Raw genomic sequence first — 18,832 nt, forward strand, 5'->3', positions numbered from 1 at the left:
GGGCGATGAGCAGGGCGGCGCTCCTCGTCCTCGCCGACGGACGCTTCCCCGCCGGCGGGCACGCCCACTCCGGCGGGGCCGAGGAGGCCGTCAAGGCGGGCCGGATCGCCGGCGCGGCGGACCTGGAGGACTTCTGCCGGGGCCGGCTGCACACGGCCGGACTGGTGGCGGCGGCGCTGGCCGCGGCCGCGGCGGCCGGGGCGGACCCCGGCGAACTGGACGCCGCCGCCGACGCGCGCACACCGTCGCCCGCGCTGCGGGCGGCCGCCCGCCGGCTCGGCCGGCAGCTCCTCCGGGCGGCGCGGGCCACCTGGCCGGACGCCGGACTGGACGCCCTGGCGGGGAAGTTCCCCAAGGGGGCGCACCAGCCGGTGGTGCTCGGGCTGACGGCCCGTGCGGCCGGGCTCGCACCCCGGGACGCGGCGTACTGCGCGGCGTACGAGAGCGTGAGCGGGCCCGCCTCGGCGGTCGTGCGGTTGCTGAGCCTCGATCCGTTCGAGGCGACGGCGGTGCTGGCGCGGCTGGCTCCGGAGGTGGACCGGGTCGTCGACCGGGCGGTGGCGGCGGGGGTGGCGGTGCCGGGCGAGGGGGTGGGGGCGCTGCCCGCGGCGTCCGCGCCGCTGCTGGAGATCGGGGCGGAGGCGCACGCCGGGTGGGGTGCGCGGTTGTTCGCCTCGTGAGGGGTTCCCGTCATGAGGAGTTCCCGCCCCCCGCCCCCGCCTTCTCTTCCCTTCCCGTCCCGGGGACTCCGCCCCCGGACCCCCGGACCCCCGTCGGCCTGAACGGCCTCGTCCTCGAGCGCCGGACGGGCTGTGCGGCCCCGTCAGTCGAAAAGGAGCGGTACATGCATCTCGACCACGCCCCCCACGGTCCCGCCGCCGTCGGTGCCGACGCCCGGCGGCCCGACGGGTCCCGCCGCGCGCTGCGGATCGGGCTCGGCGGGCCCGTCGGGTCCGGCAAGACCGCCACCGTGGCCGCGCTCTGCCGGGCGCTGCGCGACGAGTTCTCGCTGGCGGTCGTCACCAACGACATCTACACCCGCGAGGACGCCGAGTTCCTGCTGCGGGAGGCCGTGCTGCCGCCCGAGCGGATCACGGCCGTCGAGACCGGGGCCTGCCCGCACACCGCGATCCGGGACGACATCTCCGCCAACCTCGAAGCGGTGGAGGACCTGGAGGACGCGGTGGGGCCGCTGCACCTCGTCCTGGTCGAGTCCGGCGGGGACAACCTCACCGCCACCTTCTCCAAGGGGCTCGTGGACGCGCAGATCTTCGTCATCGACGTCGCCGGAGGGGACGACATCCCCCGCAAGGGCGGGCCCGGCGTGACCACCGCCGACCTCCTCGTCGTCAACAAGACCGACCTCGCGCCGCACGTCGGCTCCGACCTCGCCCGGATGGCCGCCGACGCCGAGGCGCAGCGCGCCGGACTGCCCGTGGTGTTCCAGTCGTTGCGGGGCGAGGACGGCGTACGGCAGGTCGCCGCCTGGGTGCGGGAGCGGCTCGCCGCGTGGACGGCCTGACGTGAGCGGTGTGCACGCCACCGCGCGGATCCGGGCCCGCGCGGACGGGCGCGGCGGCACCGCCCTGCCCGTGCTGGAGAGCGACGGACCGCTCGCGCTGCGGCGTACCCGCGGCGACGCCGGTGAGGCCCGCGTGATGCTGGTCGGCGCGATGAGCGGGCCGCTCGGCGGCGACCGCCTCACCGTCACGGCGGACGTCGCCGACGGCGCCCGGCTGCGCGTCGGCTCGGCCGCCGCCACCATCGCCCTGCCCGGCCAGGCCGAGGACGAGGCCCGTTACACGGTACGGCTGGACATCGCCGAAGGCGGCGAACTGCACTGGCTCCCGGAGCCGTTGATCTCCGCGCGGGGCAGCGACCTGCACGTCGCCACCCACGCCGACCTCGCCCCGGGCGCCCGTCTCGTCCTGCGCGAGGAGCAGGTGCTCGGCCGGGCCGGCGAGGTGCCCGGCCGGCTCACCGGCCGGCTCGTCGTCCGGATCGGCGGGCGGGCCCTCCTCGACCAGGAACTGGCCTGCGGGCCGGGCGCCCCCGGCGGCTGGGACGGGCCCGCCGTCCTCGCGGGCCATCGTGCCGTCGGACAACTGGTGGTCGTCAGGCCGGAGTTCGACGCCGCCCCGGTCGCCGCCCGGATGCTGGGCGACAGCGCCACGCTCGTGCCGCTGGCCGGCCCCGCCGCTCTGGTGACCGCGGTCGCGCCGGACGGCCTGCGGCTGCGGCGCGTCCTGGACGCGGCCCTCGAGTCCCTGACCTGACGAAGGCGTTCATCCGGTGAGCGGGACGTGTCTCTCCGGTTATCGGATTGGCAAAGAAGGTCAACGACACCTGTTCCCAGGGGCCTCACAGCGGCAAGGATCCCGTACTGACGTTCTGAACGGACGAACTGACATACGGGGAGGGTCCACTTGAGGGACATACGACCTACCGGACGGACGGCGGCGCTCGGCTCGGCCGGCGCACTCGTCGCCGCGACGCTGGTGGCCGGCGCGGTCATGGCACCGACCGCGAGCGCGACCGGCGACCGGTCGGGGCAGAACCGCGAGATGCGCGGCGCGGCGATCGCCGCGGAGCGGGCCGCGAAGGCCGGCGTCGACTGGCAGGACTGTCCCGCCGACTGGGGGCTGGAGAAGCCCATCCAGTGCGGTTACGTGACCGTGCCGCTCGACTACGCCCGACCCGACGGCAAGCAGATCAAGATCGCCGTCGACCGCATCGGCAACACCGGGACGAAGGAGGAGCGCCAGGGCGCCCTCGTCTACAACCCCGGCGGCCCCGGCGGCTCCGGCCTGCGCTTCCCGCGCCGGGTCACCACCAAGGCCCCGGTCTGGGCCAAGGTCGCCAAGGCCTACGACTTCGTGGGCTTCGACCCGCGCGGCGTCGGCCACTCCGCGCCCATCTCCTGCGTCGACCCGCAGGAGTTCGTCAAGGCGCCCAAGGCCGACCCCGTGCCGGACACCGAGGCCGACAAGCGCGCCCAGCGCAAGCTGGCCCGCGAGTACGCCGAGGGCTGCTACGAGCGCAGCGGCGACATGCTGCCGTACATGACCACGCCGAACACCGTGCGCGACCTCGACGTCATCCGCGCCGCCCTCGGCGAGAAGAAGCTGAACTTCCTCGGCGTCTCCTACGGCACCTACCTCGGCGCCGTCTACGGCACCCTGTTCCCGGGGCACGTGCGCCGCATGGTCGTCGACAGCGTGGTGAACCCCTCGCGGGAGAAGATCTGGTACCAGGCCAACCTCGACCAGGACGTCGCCTTCGAGGGCCGCTGGAAGGACTGGCAGGACTGGGTCGCCGCCAACGACGCGACCTTCCACCTCGGCACCACCCGCGCCGCCGTCCAGGCCAAGTGGCTCGACCTGCGCGCCACGGCGAAGAAGAGCCCCCTCGGCGGCGTCGTCGGCCCCGCCGAGCTGATCTCCTTCTTCCAGAGCGCCCCCTACTACGACTCCTCCTGGGTCCCGGTCGCGACCGTCTTCAGCAAGTACGTCGCCGGTGACACCCAGGCCCTCGTCGACGCCGCCGCCCCCGACCTGTCGGACACGGCCGGCAACGCCTCCTCCGAGAACGGCAACGCCGTCTACACGGCCGTCGAGTGCGCCGACGCCAAGTGGCCCACCAACTGGACCAGGTGGGACCGCGACAACACGCGTCTGCACAAGGACCACCCGTTCATGACCTGGGCCAACGCCTGGATGAACCTGCCGTGCGCCACCTGGCCGGTCAAGCAGCAGACCCCGGTGAACGTCAAGACCCACAAGGGACTTCCGCCGGTGCTCATCGTGCAGTCCGAGCGGGACGCGGCCACCCCCTACGAGGGCGCCGTCGAACTGCACCAGCGCTTCAAGGGCTCCCGCCTGATCACCGAGAAGGACGCGGGCTCCCACGGCGTCACCAGCCTGGCCAACTCCTGCGTCAACACCCGGGTGGACACCTACCTCCTGACGGGTGAGCTGGACACCGCGGACGTGACCTGCGCCCCGCACGCCACGCCCAAGCCGTAGGCCCCGCGGCGGCTGCCTCGCAGCCGCCGGCACGACGGTGAGGGGCGGCCGGGTCATCCCGGCCGCCCCTCACCCGTACCGTCCCCGCCCGCGGCGCCGGGTCCCCGGGCGCCCGGACCGTCCCGCCGGTGTCAACGCGTGGGGAAACGAGGGAACCTGCGGGCCCTCTCCCGGGCGGCCGCCGCTTCCTCCGCCTTGACCTCGGCCGCGTACCGGTCGACGTACTCCTGCCCCGACAGCGTCAGGATCGCGTACATGATCTCGTCCGTGATCGCGCGCAGGACCGCCTTCTCGCCCTCCATGCCGGCGTAGCGGGAGAAGTCGAGGGGCTCGCCGAAGCGGATCGTCACGGGCCGGATGCGCGGGATCTTCCTGCCGGGCGGCTGTGCCTCGAACGTGCCGATCATCGCGCAGGGCACGACGGGCGCCCCGGCCTTCAGGGCCATCACCGCGACCCCGACCTTGCCCTTGTAGAGGCGGCCGTCGTGCGAGCGGGTGCCCTCCGGGTAGATGCCGAGCAACTCGTCCCTGCCCAGCACGCCGAGCCCCTCACGGATGGCGGCCTGCCCCGCGTCCTTGCCGGAGCGGTCGACCGGGATCTGCCCCGCGCTGCGGAAGAAGGCCGCGGTCAGCCGGCCCTTCACGCCGGAGCCCGTGAAGTACTCGGCCTTCGCGAGGAACGTGATGCGCCGCTTGAGGACGGCCGGCATCAGGAAGTGGTCCGAGAACGACAGGTGGTTGCCCGCGACGATCGCCGCCCCCGCCGCCGGCACGTGCCCGAGCCCCTCGATGCGGGGCCGGAACAGCAGGCGCAGGAACGGTCCCAGCACCACGTACTTCAGGAGGTAGTAGAACAACGGGTGGCTCCTCAATCCGGCGGATCGGCTCAACCGCCGTGTCCCAGCAGGTCAACCGGCATGGTGCGGGGGGCAATTCTAGGCGGGGCGGCGCACGGCAGGAACCCGCGCGCACCGGCCTCGCGAACCCTGCGGCGCACCCCCGTCGGCGGTCACAGCCGGACGACGACGAGGGCCGTGTCGTCGGTGGCGCCCCCGTGGGGCAGCAGCTCCAGCAGGACGGCGTCGGCTATCTCCTCCGGGTCGGCGTGCCGGTGGCGGGTCAGGGATCCGGCGAGCCGGGCGAGGCCGGTGTCGATGTCCTCGCGCCGCCGTTCCACCAGGCCGTCGGTGTACAGCGCGAGCAGCGCGCCCGGCGCGTAGGCGGTGGACGCCTGCGGCCGGGGCCGGGGATCGGGGCGGGCGTCGAGCGGGGGATCGGTGGCCCGGTCGAGGAACTCCACCCGGCCGTCGGGGTGCACCAGCACCGGTGGGAGGTGGCCCGCGCTGCTGTAGGTGACGGTGTGGTCGTCGCAGTCGATGAACGTGGTCACCGCCGTCGCCGACTCGGCGCCGTCCACGACGTGGGCGTAGCGGCCGAGCACGTCCAGCGCCTGGGCGGGGCCCGCCGCCACCCGGGAGGCGGCACTGAGCGCGCTGCGCAGCTGCCCCATCACGCCCGCGGCCGCCAGCCCGTGCCCGACGACGTCGCCCACCGACACCCCTATCCGGTTGCCGCCGACCAGGTCGACGAGGTCGTACCAGTCGCCGCAGACGTTGAGCCAGCCGACCGCGGGACGGTAGCGGACCGCCACCTGGTGGCGGCCGACCTGCCGGCGGGCCGGCAGCATCGCCTTCTGCAGGGCCAGGGCCACCTCGCGCTCGAGGGTGTGCGCCAGCCGCAGGCGCTCGTTCAGTTCCTGGAGTTCGCGCGCGCGGGTGTACAGCTCGGCCTCCAGCACCCGGGCCCGGCTCCCGGCAGGGCCCCCCGCGCCGCCGCCCCGGGCCCGGATCAGCTCGGTGACCTCCTCCACGCGGTGCACCAGCAGCACCACCGAGCCGTTCCCGTCGCACACGGGCGCGTTGACGGGGCTCCAGTACCGCTCCTCCCACTCGCCGGGCCGCTCCGGCGACTCCACGTCGTAGCGCTGCAGGGCCATCGCGTCGCGTTCGCCGGTCGCCAGCACCCGCCGCAGCGAGGCCTCCAGGTTGCGCATGCCGCTGGCGGCGGGGTCCTGCGGGTTGTCGGGGAAGACCTCGAAGAGGTGGCGGCCGACCACCTGTTCGCGCCGGCGGCCGGACACGCGCAGGAACTCCTCGTTGACGTCGGCGTACACCAGGCCCGGGGTCAGCAGCGCGACCATGCCGGGCAGGGACTGGAACACCGCCGAGTAGTCGATCACCGAGTCGTTCATGGACACGCCCCATCTGCCGGTCTTCGGGATATTTTCGCATGCTGTGACCGGAAGGCGGGATGCGGCGGAAGGCGCGGCGGAGGGGGGAGGGCAGGTGCGGCGGAAGCCCCTGGAGGGGGAGTCAGGCGTCGGGGCCGGTGAGGGACTGCTCGGCCCAGATGATCTTTCCGTCGGGGACGAACCGCGTGCCCCAGCGCCGGGTCATGCTGGAGACCAGCAGCAGGCCGCGGCCGCCCTCGTCGGTGGTGCGGGGGTGGCGCAGATGAGGAGCGGTGGCGCCGCCGTCGTGCACCTCGCAGACCAGGGTGCGCTCACGGATCAGGCGCAGCCGGATCGGGCCGTCGGCGTGGCGGATGGCATTGGTGACCAGCTCGCTGACGACCAGCTCGGTGGTGAACGACAGCTCCGCGAGGCCCCAGTCCGCGAGCCGGCGGGCCGCGGCCTTGCGGGCCTCCGCCACCGCGGCCGGATCGGCGGGCAGTTCCCACTGCGCGACCCGGTCCGGGGGCAGCCGCCGGGTCCGGGCCATCAGCAGGGCCACGTCGTCGTACGGACGGTCCGGGACCAGCAGGTCGACCACCGCCCGGCAGCGCAGGTCCAGCGACCCCGCCCGTGCCTTCAGGGCCCGCACCAACTGCTCCCGGGCGGCGTCCGGCGCCCCCCGCCCGCCCTGGACCAGCAGCCCGTCCGTGTGCAGCGCCAGCGTGCTGCCCTCCGGCAGCAGCAGCTCGGCCGACTCGAAGGGCGGCCCGCCCGCCCCGAGCGGCGGCCCCTGCGGCAGCTCGACGAACGCGACCGTGCCGTCGGGCAGCACGACCGCCGGTGCGGGGTGCCCGGCGGCGGCCATCGCGCACCGCCCGTCGACGGGGTCGTACACCACGTACAGGCACCCGGCCCCCACGGCCTGTGCCGCGCCCTCCGCCACGGCCGCCGCGCCCTCTCCCGCGTCCTCCTGCGCCGTGCGCGCCACCTGGTCGTCGAGGTGGGCGAGGATTTCGTCGGGCGGCAGCTCCAGCGCGGCGAGCGTGCGGACGGCGGTGCGCAGCCGCCCCATGGCCGCGGCGGCGGCGATGCCGTGCCCCTGCACCTCGCCCACCACGAGGGCCACGCGGGCCCCCGAGAGGGGGATGAGGTCGTACCAGTCGCCGCCGAGACCGGTCAGCTCGTCCGCCGGCCGGTAGCAGGCGGCCACCTCGACCGCCTCCTGCTCGGGCAGCCGCCGCGGGAGCAGGCTGTGCTGCAGCACCAGGGCGGCGTCCCGCTCGCGGGTGTAACGGCTGGCGTTGTCCACGCACACGCCGGCGCGCGAGACGAGGTCCTCGGCCAGCGTCACGTCGTCCTCGCCGAAGGGCTCCCGCGTGGCGCGGCGCAGGAACACGGCCACCCCCAGGGTGGCGCCACGGGCCCGCACGGGCGCGATCAGCGCGCTCGCCGGCTCCCGCTCGGCCCCCTGCGCGGCACCCAGCGGCGGAAGGCCCGGGCTCCACTCCGCGGCGTCCGGCCAGAGCCGTTCCGCCCACCAGGCCCGCCCGGTCACCAGACAGCGGACGGCGGGGGACCCGGCCCGGTGGGCCACGACGGCGGTGGCGCCGGACTCCGTCTCCCCGGCCGGCCGCGGGCCGTCCGCCGCCGACCGCTGCCCGGCCCGGCGCAGCAGCATCGCCCCGTCCGGCCGCGCAGCCCGGCCCACCACGGGCTCGGCCCCCCGCAGCACCGACTCCAGCAGGTCCACGGCCACGGCGTCGGCGAAACCGGGGACCACCACCTCGGCCAGTTCCTGCGCGGTCCGGGCGATGTCCAGGCTGCGGCCGATGTGCCGGCCGGCCCGGTCCAGGAGGGCGAGACGCTGCCGGGCCCGGTGCCGTTCGGTGATGTCCACGACGGTGTAGTAGACGCCCATCGGCCGGCGGTGGTCGTCGTCCAGACGGGTGAACGACAGCATGTGCGCCGTCTCGCGCCGCGGAGCGGCCCGCAGCCGCCCCACGTGCTCGTAGCCGACGACGGGCTCGCCGGTCTCCAGCACCTGCCGCATCCGGGCCTCGACCGCCTCCGCGTCGAAGCCCGGCTGGACGTCCGCCAGCCGCAGCCCCAGCCGGCTGCCGGGCGCACCGCCGCCGAACCGGGCCAGCGCCGTGTTCGACCACACGAACCGCAGGTCCGTGTCCACGATCGCGATGCCGATCGGCGACCCGGCGACCATCTGCTCCAGCACGTCACGGCTCATGCTCCAGCCGTGCGCCTCGGCCATCTCGTTCACCAGGACCAGCCAGTGCCACGGCCCGGCGGGCTCGTCCGCCGAGGTGATCCGCGCCATCACGGGCACCGGCCGCCGGTCCTTGCGGCGGGCCGACAGCAGTCCCGTCCAGCCGCCGGACCGACGGCACCGCTCCAGCACGTCCGGCACCCGCGAGGCGTCCCCGGCCGTCAGCAGATCGGCCAGACCCCTGCCCACCGCCTCCGCGGCCCCGTAGCCGAACAGCCGTGCGGCGTCCCTGGTCCAGCTGGTCACCACACCACGCGCGTCGAGCAGCAGGGGTACGGCGTCCGCCACGTCGAACCGCCGGCGGGCAACATCGTCCAGGTCGTCACTGCCCACGGCCGACCTCTCCGTCGCTGAGGGTCCTGAGGGTCCTGAGGGGCCTGAGGGTCCTCTCCCACGTCTCGACTCCATCTTCACCCCGCACCCCGGGGAAGGCCTCCGGCGGACCGACGGCACCCCCGCTCCCCGGAACCCACCGGAGCCACGGCGGAGCCGGGAGCGCGGGCCGCGCACGGCCCGCCTCGGACCGCGCGCCGCACCGCGATCGCGTGGACGCCGGGGCGAAGAAACTGCGAGGAAATCACCCTCCCTGGAGGCCCTGGAGGCCCTGGAGGCCCTGGAGGCCCCAGAAGCCCCGGGAGCCCTGAAGGTCCGGGGCCCGAGGGCTCCAGGGCCTCCAGGGCTCCCGAGGTTTGCGGAGGCCCCGAGAGTCCCGAGAACCCCGGGAGTCTCGGGGGACCCGGAAGTCCCGGGGGACCCGGGGGGACCCGGAGGGGAGCCACCCGTCAGGACCTCCCGAAGCCCTGCCGTCTACGCCCCCAGCACCTCCTCCAGCGTCTCCAGCGCCATCCGCAGCTCCTCCTCCGTGATCGTCAGGGGCGGGGCCAGGCGGATGGTGGAGCCGTGGGTGTCCTTCGCCAGGACGCCCCGCGCGAGCAGCCGTTCGCCGATCTCCCGGCCGGTGCCGATCGCCGGGTCCACGTCGACCCCCGCCCACAGCCCGCGCGCGCGGAACCCGACGACTCCCCGGCCCACCAGCCCGGTCAGCCCGTCCCGCAGGACACCGCCCAGCGCGGCCGCCCGCGCCTGGAACTCACCGGTCTCCAGCAGCGACACCACCGCCGTCCCCACCGCCGCCGCCAGCGGGTTCCCGCCGAACGTCGACCCGTGCTCACCCGGCCGCAGCACGGACAGCACCTCGCGCCGCGCCACGACGGCCGACACCGGCACGATCCCGCCGCCCAGCGCCTTGCCGAGCAGCAGCACGTCGGGGACGACCCCCTCGTGGTCGACGGCCAGCGTCCGGCCGGTGCGCCCGAGCCCGGACTGGATCTCGTCGGCGACGAAGAGGCAGCCCCGGCGCCGGGTCAGCTCCCGCACCCCGGCCAGGTAGCCGTCGTCCGGGATGACGACGCCCGCCTCGCCCTGGATCGGCTCGAGCAGCACGGCCGCCGTCGTCTCGTCGACCGCCGCCTCCAGCGCCGCCAGGTCGTTGTACGGCACGATCCGGAACCCCGGCGTGAACGGGCCGAAGCCGGCCCGCGCCGTCTCGTCCGTCGAGAAGCTGACGATCGTCGTCGTACGGCCGTGGAAGTTGTCGGCGGCCACCACGATGGTCGCCCGGTCGGCCGGCACCCCCTTCACGTCGTACGCCCACTTGCGGGCCACCTTGATCCCGCTCTCGACGGCCTCGGCGCCGGTGTTCATCGGCAGCACCATGTCCAGCCCGGTCAGCGCGGCGAGCCGCTCCGCGAACCCGGCGAGCCGGTCGTTGTGGAAGGCGCGGGAGGTCAGCGTCAGCCGGTCCAGCTGGCGGTGCGCGGCCTCGATCAGCGCCGGGTGGCGGTGCCCGAAGTTCAGCGCCGAGTACCCGGCCAGCATGTCGAGGTAGCGGCGGCCCTCGACGTCCTCCACCCAGACCCCCTCGGCACGCGCGACGACCACGGGCAGCGGGTGGTAGTTGTGCGCGAGGACGGGCTCCTCGGCCCGGATCAGGTCGGCGGACGTGCGCGGGCGGGCGGGTGCGGTCATGGACGGATCTCCTGGGTGCAGCACTTGATGCCACCTCCGGCCTTCTGGAACTCCGAGAGGTCGACGGGGACGGGGACGTAGCCGTGGTCGGCGAGACGCTCGGCGAGCGCCTCGGCACGCGGCGCGATGAAGACGTTGCGGCCGTCGGAGACGGAGTTCAGCCCGAACGTCATCGCGTCGTCGCGGGTGGCGAGCACCGCGTCCGGGTAGAGCCGGGCGAGCACCGCGCGGCTTCCCGGCGAGAACGCCTCGGGGTAGTAGGCGATGTTTCCCTCGGGCCCGCCGTCCAGCACGAACAGCGCGGTGTCCAGGTGGTAGAAGTGCGGGTCCACCAGCGTCAGGCTGACCACCGGGTGCCCGAAGAACTCCTGCACCTCCCGGTGCGCCTCGCGGGTGGTGCGGAACCCGGTGCCGGCCAGCATGTACCGGCCGGTCCACACCAGGTCGCCCTCGCCCTCGCAGACGGACGCGGGCCGGTGGACGTCGAAGCCCGCCGTCTCGAACCAGCTGTCGTAGTGGACGGACTCGGCACGCCGCTCCGGAGCGTGGAAGAGGGAGCCGAAGACGCGGCCGTCGACGACGACCGCCGAGTTCGCGGCGAAGACCATGTCGGGCAGCCCGGGGGCGGGCTCGACGGTGTCGACGGTGTGGCCGTGCGCGCGATAGGCGCTGATCAGCGCCTGCCACTGCGCGTGCGCGAGGTCGACGTCGACGGGGGAGTCGGGATGCATCCAGGGGTTGATCGCGTACTGCACGGCGAAATGTCTGGGTTCACAGACGAGGAAACGCCGAAGGCGTGGCACACGGCTGACGGTCACAGAGGGGTTCCTCCGCTTTTCCTGCGCGGTCGACTGGGGGTGACACCACGGTAGGAAGCGGGCGGGACGCCCGACAAGGAAGATGAGCTGCGCGTTCACGCAGGAATGCTGCGTCTTGGCCCTGCTCAGCGCATGTTCGCTGCGTCGTCGGAAGCGGTGTGCGGGGCGTGCGGGGCCTCGTGGGTCGCACCCGCCTCCGGGCTCTCCGGCAGCAGGTGCGACAGCACCATCACGCTGATCGTCTTGCGGATGAACGGCTCCACCCGGATGCGCTCCAGCACCTCCTCGAAGTGCTCCACGTCCCGCGCCCGCACGTGCAGCAGCGCGTCCGCGCCGCCCGTCACCGTCATCGCCGCGGTGATCTCCGGATGGTTGCGCACCACCTCCGCGAGCCGCCGCGGCGGCGCCGCCCCCTCGCAGTACACCTCCACGTACGCCTCCGTGCGCCAGCCCAGCGCCGACGGCCGCACCGTCGCCGTGAACCCGGTGATCACCCCGCTGTCCCGCAGCCGGTCCACCCGGCGCTTGACCGCCGTGGCCGACAGCCCGATCGCCGTGCCGATCTCGGCGAAACTCGTCCTGGCGTTCGCCATCAGCGCGGTGAGGATCTTCCGGTCGAGTCCGTCGAAAGGGGCGGGGCCGCTGCTCATGGGGGCACTGTATCCAGCGCCCACGTCCGTCCCCCGGCACGTGTCCAGCCGTCCGGATCGCCCCTACACTCCACCTTCATGCTGCGCGCCCTAGCCGTCGACGACGAACGCCCCTCGCTGGAGGAGCTGCTCTACCTGCTCTCCGCGGATCCCCGGATCCGCAGCGCGGAGGGCGCCGGTGACGCGACGGAGGCGCTGCGCCGGATCAACCGGGCCCTGGAATCCGGCCCCGAAGGCCCCGACGCCGTCGACGTCGTCTTCCTCGACATCCAGATGCCCGGCCTCGACGGCCTCGACCTGGCCCGGCTGCTCACCGGCTTCGCCCGCCCGCCCCTGGTCGTGTTCGTCACCGCCCACGAGGACTTCGCCGTGCAGGCCTTCGACCTCAAGGCCGTCGACTACGTCCTCAAACCGGTCCGCAAGGAACGGCTCGCCGAGGCCGTCCGCCGCGCCGCCGAACTGCGCGGCGCCGCCCCGCGCGTCCCCGTCCACGAGCCCGACCCCGACCACATACCCGTCGAGCTGGGCGGCGTGACCCGGTTCGTGTCCGTGGACGACATCACCCACGTCGAGGCCCAGGGCGACTACGCCCGCCTGCACACCGACCGCGGCAGCCACCTCGTCCGCATCCCGCTGTCCACCCTGGAGGAGCGCTGGCGGGCCCGCGGCTTCGTCCGCATCCACCGCCGCCACCTCGTCGGCCTGCGCCACATCGGCGAGCTCCGCCTGGACGCCGGCACGGTCAGCGTCGTCGTCGGCGGCGAGGAACTCCAGGTCAGCCGCCGTCACGCCCGCGAACTGCGGGACCTGCTGATGAGGAGGCCGTGACCGTGCCCCAGCAGGACCCCGCCGAGCGCCGCGTCGTCGTCACCGCCCCGCCCCGCCGCCCCCTCCCGCACGCCCGGCCCCGCTCCCGCGGGCGGTACCCCCACGCCTCCGGCTACTACCGTCCGCGCACCGAGATCGACGAGCAGACGACCCTCGGCCACACCTACGTCCGCTCCCTGATGCGCACCCAGCTGCGGGCCGCGCTCACCGTGTTCGCCGTCCTCGTGCTGCTGGTCGGCCCGCTGCCCCTGCTGTTCGCGGCGCTGCCCGACGCCCGCCGCCTGGAGTGGGCGGTCCTCGGCTTCGGCCTGTACGCCCCGCTGGTCCTGCTCGCCCGCTGGTACGTCCGCCGTGCCGAGCGCAACGAACGCGACCTCGTCCGCCTGGTCGAGGACCGGTGAACTCCGCCTTCGCCGTCCCCGCCGTCGCCCTGGTCGTCGTGGCGACCGTCCTCGTCGGCGCCTTCGGCCTGCGCATCTCCCGCACGACCTCCGACTTCTACGTCGCCTCCCGCACCGTCGGCCCCCGCCTCAACGCGGCCGCCATCAGCGGCGAGTACCTCTCCGCCGCCTCCTTCCTCGGCATCGCCGGACTGGTCCTCGTGCAGGGCCCGGACATGCTCTGGTACCCGGTGGGCTACACCGCCGGCTATCTGGTGCTGCTCCTCTTCGTCGCCGCCCCGCTGCGCCGCTCCGGCGCCTACACCCTCCCCGACTTCGCCGAGGCCCGCCTCGCCTCCCAGGCGGTGCGGCGGCTCGCGGGCGCCTTCGTCGTGGGCGTCGGCTGGCTCTACCTGCTGCCCCAGCTCCAGGGCGCCGGACTGACCCTGACCGTGCTCACCGGGGCGCCCGACTCGCTCGGCGGGCTGATCGTCGCCGTGGTCGTCACCGCGACCGTCGCCGCGGGCGGCATGCGCAGCATCACCTTCGTGCAGGCCTTCCAGTACTGGCTCAAGCTGACCGCCCTCCTCGTCCCCGCCCTGTTCCTGGTCCTCGCCTGGCAGGGCGACGGCGCGCCCCGCCGGGTCTTCGAGGAACCGCCCGCCTTCCGCGACCAGCGGGCCGTCCGGGTCGGCTCCACCCTCGACCTGGCGCTGGACCGGCCCCTGACCGTGACGGTCACCGGCACCGTCGACGGCCGACGGCACGAGCGGGCCGCACTGAGCCTGCCCGCCGGCACCCACCGCATCGAGCGGGGCACCCGCCTCGTCTTCGCCCCGGGCACCCCCGTCCCCGCAGCCGAACGCGGCGGCAACGGCGGCATGTCCACCAGTCTCGCCGCCGGCCGCGAGGAACGCCCCCTGTACGCGACGTACGGCCTGATCCTCGCGACCTTCCTCGGCACGATGGGGCTGCCGCACGTCGTCGTCCGCTTCTACACCAGCCCGCACGGCGTCGCCGCCCGCCGCACCACCGTCGTCGTCCTCGCCCTGATCGGCGCCTTCTACCTGCTGCCGCCCGTCTACGGGGCCCTCGGCCGCCTGTACGCCCCGGAACTGGCCCTCGCCGGCGACGCCGACGCGGCCGTCCTGCTGCTGCCCGACCGGATGATCGGCGGTCTCGGCGGCGACCTGCTCGGCGCGCTGGTCGCGGGCGGCGCCTTCGCGGCGTTCCTGTCCACCGCGTCGGGCCTGACCATGGCCGTGGCGGGCGTCCTCACCCAGGACGTCCTGCCCACCCGCGGCGTACGGCACTTCCGGCTCGGCACCGGTCTCGCCATGGTCGTCCCGCTCGCCGCGAGCCTGCTGGTGGGCGGGCTGCCGGTGGCCGACGCGGTGGGCCTGGCCTTCGCGGTGTCCGCGTCCTCGTTCTGCCCGCTGCTCGTCCTCGGCATCTGGTGGCGGCGGCTGACCCCGCCGGGCGCGGCCGCCGGGATGCTCGTGGGCGGCGGCTCGGCCTTCGCCGCCGTCGCCGCCACCATGGCGGGCCTGCCCGTGACGGGCGGAGCGCACGCCCTGCTGGCCTGGCCCGCCCTGTGGTCGGTCCCGCTGGGCTTCCTCACCATGATCCTGGTCTCGCTGGCGACCCCGGGCCGCGTCCCGGCCGGCACGGCGTCCATCCTGGCCCGCTTCCACCTCCCCGAGGAGCTGCGGGCGGCGGAGGTCAAGGCGTGAGCGGCTTCCTGGCGGGCCTGTGCATCGCGATCCTGCCCTTCCTCGCGGCCGGTTTCTGGCTGGGCCGCCGCACCGCCCGCCCGCAGAGCCCCGGTGACCTCGGCACCCCCGTCGAGCACGCCACCTTCCAGACCCTGCACACCGCCTCCCTCGCGGCCCCGCCCCTGCGCGCCGGCCTCACGGAGGAGACGGCCCGCAGGTCCGCCGGCCGACTGCGCACCCTGCTCGGCACGGACGCCCTCTGCCTGACCGACCGCGAACGGCTGCTGGCCTGGGACGGCGTGGGCGCCCACCACCGCACGGAGATCATGGCCCGGCTGGCCGGCGCGCTGGACACCGGCCGCGGCGAGGCCTTCCCGCTCACCTGCGACGCCCCCGACTGCCCGGTCCGCTGGGCCGTCCTGACCCCGCTCACCGTCGACGACCGGGTGCACGGCGCCCTCGTCGTCTGCGCGCCCCGTGAGTCCGCCGTCCTGGTCCGGGCCGCGGGGGAGGTGGCCCGCTGGGTGAGCGTCCAGCTGGAGCTCGCCGACCTCGACGACTCCCGCACCCGCCTCATCGAGGCCGAGATCAAGGCCCTGCGCGCCCAGATCTCCCCGCACTTCATCTTCAACTCGCTCGCGGTGATCGCCTCGTTCGTCCGCACCGACCCCGAGCGGGCCCGCGAGCTGCTCCTGGAGTTCGCCGACTTCACCCGCTACTCGTTCCGCCGGCACGGCGACTTCACCACCCTCGCCGACGAGCTGCACGCCATCGACCAGTACCTGGCGCTGGTGCGGGCCCGCTTCGGCGACCGCCTCTCCGTCACCCTCCAGATAGCCCCGGAGGTCCTCCCGGTGGCCCTGCCCTTCCTCTGCCTGCAGCCCCTGGTGGAGAACGCCGTCAAGCACGGACTGGAGGGCAAGGCCGACAAGTGCCACATCCAGATCACCGCGCGGGACGCCGGCGCCGAGGCCCTCGTCGTCATCGAGGACGACGGCGCGGGCATGGACCCCGTCCTGCTGGGCCGCATCCTGGCGGCCGGGGTCAGCCCGTCCGGCGGCATCGGGCTGTGCAACGTCGACGACCGGCTCCGCCAGGTGTACGGCGATGACCACGGCCTCGTCATCGAGACGGCGCCCGGCGCGGGCATGAAGGTCAGCGCCCGGCTGCCGAAGTACCAGCCGGGCGTCCACTCGGCGGCCCGCCGCGCCCCGGGGTGAGCCGCCCGGCGCACCCCCGGGCGAGCCGCCCGCCGCTCACGTCGTGCGCGTGGCGACCATCGCGAGCGTGATCAGACCCAGCACGACCCAGCCGAACCACAGCCAGCCGTTGCTGCCGAGCGCCACCGTGTAGGCCGTCACCGCGACGAGGCCGCCGATGGTGAGCACCCCCATGGTCTTCGTGGAACCGTCCGCCGGACCGTTCGTGGAACCGGGCATCGCGACACCCTCCTCCGGCACACCCCCCACGGGGTGCGTCCGCCTCCATGGTGCCCCGGCTCCGGCCCTTCAGCCCCGGTGACGGCTCAACCGCGGCCGCTCAGCGAGGCCAGGTAGGCGTTGTACGCCTCCAGCTCCTTGTCGCCGTCCCGGTCGGCCGCCCGGTCCTGGCGCTTGGCCTGCCGCTGCTCGGAGCCGTACCACTGGAACAGCAGGGCGATCAGCACCAGCACCGACGGGATCTCGCTGAACGCCCAGGCGATGCCGCCGGCCGCGTTCTGGTCGGAGAGGGCGTCGATGCCGAGGGAGGCGGGCGGGTTGCGGAACGTCTCGACCATCGGCGTGGACGCCATCATCAGCGCGATGCCGAAGAACGCGTGGAAGGGCATCCCGGCGAACAGCTCCAGCATGCGCATCAGGTAGCCCGGCCGGTTCGGGCCCGGGTCCACGCCCATGATCGGCCAGAAGAAGACCACGCCGACGGCGAGGAAGTGCACCATCATCGCGACGTGCCCCGTCTTCGACCCCATCAGGAAGTCGAAGAGGGGCGTGAAGTACAGCGCGTACAGGCTGGCGATGAACATCGGGATGGTGAACACGGGATGCGTGACGATCCGCATGTACCGGCTGTGCAGCAGCATCAGCAGCAGCTCACGCGGCCCCTTGCGGCCCCTGCCGGCGGGGGGCAGGGCGCGCAGCGCCAGGGTGACCGGGGCGCCGAGCAGGATCAGGATCGGCGACAGCATGCTGATCACCATGTGCTGCACCATGTGCACGCTGAACATGACCATGCCGTAGTCGTTCAGCCCGGTGCACATCACCAGCATGATCGTCAGCACACCGCTGACGTACGCCACCGTCCGGCCCGCGGACCAGGTGTCCCCGCGCCGCCGCAGCCGGACGACCCCCCAGGCGTACAGCCCGAGGGCGGCCAGACAGGCCACGAGGAAGAAGGGGTCCGCCGACCACTGGAGACCCCGCCCCAGCGTGAACGGCGGCAGATCCATCGTCATGCCGTGCCCGCTGTGATCCATCCGCCGGCTCCTGATTCGTGGGGGGTTGTACGTTTCTCGCCGCCCCCAGAGTAGAACCGCCCCCGGTCGCGCTCGCGACCGGGGGCGGGACAGCCGGCTCGGGGGTGCGGGGCCCCGTCGGCGCGCGGGCGCCGACGCGCGGTCGCGGCCGGCCGCGGGGCGCCCGCAGGACGGCTACAGCACGCACTCCGCCTCGGCGTACCGGTCCGCGGGAACCGTCTTCAGCGTCTCGACGGCCTCCGACAGCTCCACCATCACGATGTCCGTCCCCCGCAGGGCGGTCATCCGCCCGAACTCGCCCCGGTGCACGGCCTCCACCGCGTGCCACCCGAACCGGGTGGCCAGGACGCGGTCGTACGCGGTGGGCGTGCCGCCGCGCTGCACGTGCCCGAGGATCACCGGCCGGGCCTCCTTGCCGAGGCGCTGCTCCAGCTCGACGGAGAGCTGGCGCGCGATCCCGGCGAACCGCTCGTGCCCGTAGATGTCCTTGCCGCCCTCGTCGAAGGCCATGGAGCCGGGCGCGGGCTTGGCGCCCTCCGCGGCCACGACGATCGCGAACCGCTTCCCCGCCGCGAACCGCTCGCCGACCCGCCGGGCCAGCTCCTCGATGTCGAAGGGGCGTTCCGGCACGACGACGGCGTGGGCGCCGGCCGCCATGCCGGAGTGCAGCGCTATCCAGCCGGTGTGCCGCCCCATGACCTCCACGACGAGGACCCGCTGGTGGGACTCGGCGGTGGTCTTGAGCCGGTCGAGCGCCTCGGTGGCGACGCCCACCGCGGTGTCGAAGCCGAAGGTGACGTCGGTGACGGCGATGTCGTTGTCGATGGTCTTCGGCACGCCGACGATGGGCAGGCCGCTGTCGGACATCAGGCGGGCCGCCTTGAGCGTGCCCTCGCCGCCGATCGGGATGACGGCGTCGAGGCCGAGCTCCTCGACGTGTCCGCGGGCCCGCTCCACGCCGTCCCTCAGCTGCGAGGGCTGGACGCGGGAGGAGCCGAGGATGGTGCCGCCGCGGGCGAGGATGCCGCCCACCGCGTCGAGGTCGAGCTTGAGGTAGTCGCACTCCAGGAGGCCCTTCCAGCCGTCCCGGAAGCCGATGACCTCGTCGCCGTGGTCGACGACGGCGCGGTGCACGACGGACCGGATGACGGCGTTCAGGCCGGGGCAGTCGCCGCCGGACGTGAGGACACCAATGCGCATAGCCCGAACAACCTTCTCCACGTGGGCCGGATCCGGACCGCGTCGTCCGGCTCGATCCCCGCCACCCTAGCGGCAGGAGGGGGCGGGACCGAAGCACACGTCCGCCTGCTGGACGTGCCTGCTCACCTGTGCGGACGTACCGTCATCCGGGCTGCTGACGGCACCCCGGAGATCGGGTGATCACACAGGTCGCGCGGGCGT

17 protein-coding genes are annotated in these 18,832 nt (G+C 74.3%); 8 read left to right on the forward strand and 9 right to left on the reverse strand.

Features of this window, described 5'->3' with window-relative positions:
- Positions 1–5: 5 nt before the first annotated feature.
- The 4 genes from ACF09K_RS11775 to ACF09K_RS11790 all read left to right on the forward strand — a co-directional run bounded on the left by ACF09K_RS11775 (position 6) and on the right by ACF09K_RS11790 (position 4,025).
- On the forward strand, positions 6–680 hold the full coding sequence (locus tag ACF09K_RS11775) for an urease accessory protein UreF (RefSeq protein ID WP_392242637.1): 675 nt from the start codon (positions 6–8) through the stop codon (positions 678–680).
- Positions 681–844: 164 nt separating this feature from the next.
- A complete protein-coding gene (ureG, locus tag ACF09K_RS11780; protein WP_392242639.1) occupies positions 845–1,522 on the forward strand; it encodes an urease accessory protein UreG in 678 nt (225 codons plus the stop codon).
- Position 1,523: 1 nt separating this feature from the next.
- On the forward strand, positions 1,524–2,276 hold the full coding sequence (locus tag ACF09K_RS11785) for an urease accessory protein UreD (RefSeq protein WP_392242641.1): 753 nt from the start codon (positions 1,524–1,526) through the stop codon (positions 2,274–2,276).
- Positions 2,277–2,426: 150 nt separating this feature from the next.
- Complete coding sequence (locus ACF09K_RS11790; RefSeq protein WP_392242643.1) at positions 2,427–4,025, forward strand: alpha/beta hydrolase; 1,599 nt, start codon at positions 2,427–2,429, stop codon at positions 4,023–4,025.
- Between the two features lie 131 nt (positions 4,026–4,156).
- On the opposite strand, the gene ACF09K_RS11795 is transcribed toward ACF09K_RS11790, so the two are convergent.
- From ACF09K_RS11795 to ACF09K_RS11820, 6 genes are all read right to left on the reverse strand, one after another.
- Positions 4,157–4,882 carry a lysophospholipid acyltransferase family protein gene (locus ACF09K_RS11795; protein ID WP_392242644.1) on the reverse strand — a complete coding sequence of 242 codons (726 nt, stop codon included), beginning with the start codon at positions 4,880–4,882 and terminating at the stop codon, positions 4,157–4,159.
- A gap of 152 nt (positions 4,883–5,034) precedes the next feature.
- The gene (locus ACF09K_RS11800) at positions 5,035–6,276 is read right to left on the reverse strand and encodes a PP2C family protein-serine/threonine phosphatase (protein ID WP_392242646.1); all 1,242 of its coding nucleotides are present in this window, start codon (positions 6,274–6,276) and stop codon (positions 5,035–5,037) included.
- Between the two features lie 121 nt (positions 6,277–6,397).
- Entirely contained in the window at positions 6,398–8,872 is a 2,475-nt protein-coding gene (locus ACF09K_RS11805; protein WP_392242647.1) for a SpoIIE family protein phosphatase, read from the reverse strand.
- 474 nt (positions 8,873–9,346) lie between these two features.
- Positions 9,347–10,567 (reverse strand): ornithine--oxo-acid transaminase, encoded by a 1,221-nt coding sequence (rocD, locus tag ACF09K_RS11810; protein ID WP_392242649.1) that lies wholly within the window; start codon positions 10,565–10,567, stop codon positions 9,347–9,349.
- Positions 10,564–11,385: a dimethylargininase gene (gene ddaH, locus ACF09K_RS11815; RefSeq protein ID WP_392242650.1), complete on the reverse strand. Its 822-nt coding sequence runs from the start codon at positions 11,383–11,385 to the stop codon at positions 10,564–10,566. The genes rocD and ddaH overlap by 4 nt, the downstream gene beginning before the upstream one ends.
- A gap of 125 nt (positions 11,386–11,510) precedes the next feature.
- On the reverse strand, positions 11,511–12,035 hold the full coding sequence (locus ACF09K_RS11820) for an Lrp/AsnC family transcriptional regulator (protein ID WP_392242652.1): 525 nt from the start codon (positions 12,033–12,035) through the stop codon (positions 11,511–11,513).
- A 78-nt stretch (positions 12,036–12,113) separates the two neighbouring features.
- On the opposite strand from ACF09K_RS11820, the gene ACF09K_RS11825 reads away from it, so the two are divergent.
- Genes ACF09K_RS11825 through ACF09K_RS11840 form a run of 4 tightly spaced genes read left to right on the forward strand, consistent with a single transcriptional unit; the run spans position 12,114 to position 16,178 of the window.
- A complete protein-coding gene (locus ACF09K_RS11825) occupies positions 12,114–12,863 on the forward strand; it encodes a LytR/AlgR family response regulator transcription factor (protein ID WP_392242654.1) in 750 nt (249 codons plus the stop codon).
- On the forward strand, positions 12,860–13,264 hold the full coding sequence (locus ACF09K_RS11830) for a hypothetical protein (RefSeq protein WP_392242656.1): 405 nt from the start codon (positions 12,860–12,862) through the stop codon (positions 13,262–13,264). The genes ACF09K_RS11825 and ACF09K_RS11830 overlap by 4 nt, the downstream gene beginning before the upstream one ends.
- Positions 13,261–14,976 (forward strand): cation acetate symporter, encoded by a 1,716-nt coding sequence (locus ACF09K_RS11835; RefSeq protein ID WP_392242658.1) that lies wholly within the window; start codon positions 13,261–13,263, stop codon positions 14,974–14,976. The genes ACF09K_RS11830 and ACF09K_RS11835 overlap by 4 nt, the downstream gene beginning before the upstream one ends.
- The gene (locus tag ACF09K_RS11840; RefSeq protein WP_392242660.1) at positions 14,973–16,178 is read left to right on the forward strand and encodes a sensor histidine kinase; all 1,206 of its coding nucleotides are present in this window, start codon (positions 14,973–14,975) and stop codon (positions 16,176–16,178) included. The genes ACF09K_RS11835 and ACF09K_RS11840 overlap by 4 nt, the downstream gene beginning before the upstream one ends.
- A gap of 36 nt (positions 16,179–16,214) precedes the next feature.
- Here ACF09K_RS11840 and ACF09K_RS11845 read toward each other — a convergent pair whose 3' ends face one another.
- The 3 genes from ACF09K_RS11845 to ACF09K_RS11855 all read right to left on the reverse strand — a co-directional run bounded on the left by ACF09K_RS11845 (position 16,215) and on the right by ACF09K_RS11855 (position 18,631).
- Positions 16,215–16,397, reverse strand: coding sequence for a hypothetical protein (locus ACF09K_RS11845; protein ID WP_392242661.1), 183 nt, complete (start codon positions 16,395–16,397; stop codon positions 16,215–16,217).
- 86 nt (positions 16,398–16,483) lie between these two features.
- Entirely contained in the window at positions 16,484–17,431 is a 948-nt protein-coding gene (locus ACF09K_RS11850) for a cytochrome c oxidase assembly protein (RefSeq protein WP_392242662.1), read from the reverse strand.
- A gap of 174 nt (positions 17,432–17,605) precedes the next feature.
- Positions 17,606–18,631 carry a 6-phosphofructokinase gene (locus ACF09K_RS11855; protein WP_392242664.1) on the reverse strand — a complete coding sequence of 342 codons (1,026 nt, stop codon included), beginning with the start codon at positions 18,629–18,631 and terminating at the stop codon, positions 17,606–17,608.
- Between the last annotated feature and the right edge of the window lie 201 nt (positions 18,632–18,832).

It is taken from the genome of Streptomyces sp. NPDC014882 (assembly GCF_043081325.1).
Taxonomy (GTDB): Bacteria; Actinomycetota; Actinomycetes; order Streptomycetales; family Streptomycetaceae; genus Streptomyces.

Bases quoted from the DNA above. Each gene is read 5' to 3' on its own strand.
- ACF09K_RS11825 (WP_392242654.1), top strand. From the start codon at position 12,114: ATGCTGCGCGCCCTAGCCGTCGACGACGAACGCCCCTCGCTGGAGGAG.
- ACF09K_RS11855 (WP_392242664.1), bottom strand. From the start codon at position 18,631: ATGCGCATTGGTGTCCTCACGTCCGGCGGCGACTGCCCCGGCCTGAAC.
- ACF09K_RS11850 (WP_392242662.1), bottom strand. From the start codon at position 17,431: ATGGATCACAGCGGGCACGGCATGACGATGGATCTGCCGCCGTTCACG.
- rocD (WP_392242649.1), bottom strand. From the start codon at position 10,567: ATGACCGCACCCGCCCGCCCGCGCACGTCCGCCGACCTGATCCGGGCC.
- ACF09K_RS11820 (WP_392242652.1), bottom strand. From the start codon at position 12,035: ATGAGCAGCGGCCCCGCCCCTTTCGACGGACTCGACCGGAAGATCCTC.
- ACF09K_RS11775 (WP_392242637.1), top strand. From the start codon at position 6: ATGAGCAGGGCGGCGCTCCTCGTCCTCGCCGACGGACGCTTCCCCGCC.
- ureG (WP_392242639.1), top strand. From the start codon at position 845: ATGCATCTCGACCACGCCCCCCACGGTCCCGCCGCCGTCGGTGCCGAC.
- ACF09K_RS11800 (WP_392242646.1), bottom strand. From the start codon at position 6,276: ATGAACGACTCGGTGATCGACTACTCGGCGGTGTTCCAGTCCCTGCCC.
- ACF09K_RS11845 (WP_392242661.1), bottom strand. From the start codon at position 16,397: ATGCCCGGTTCCACGAACGGTCCGGCGGACGGTTCCACGAAGACCATG.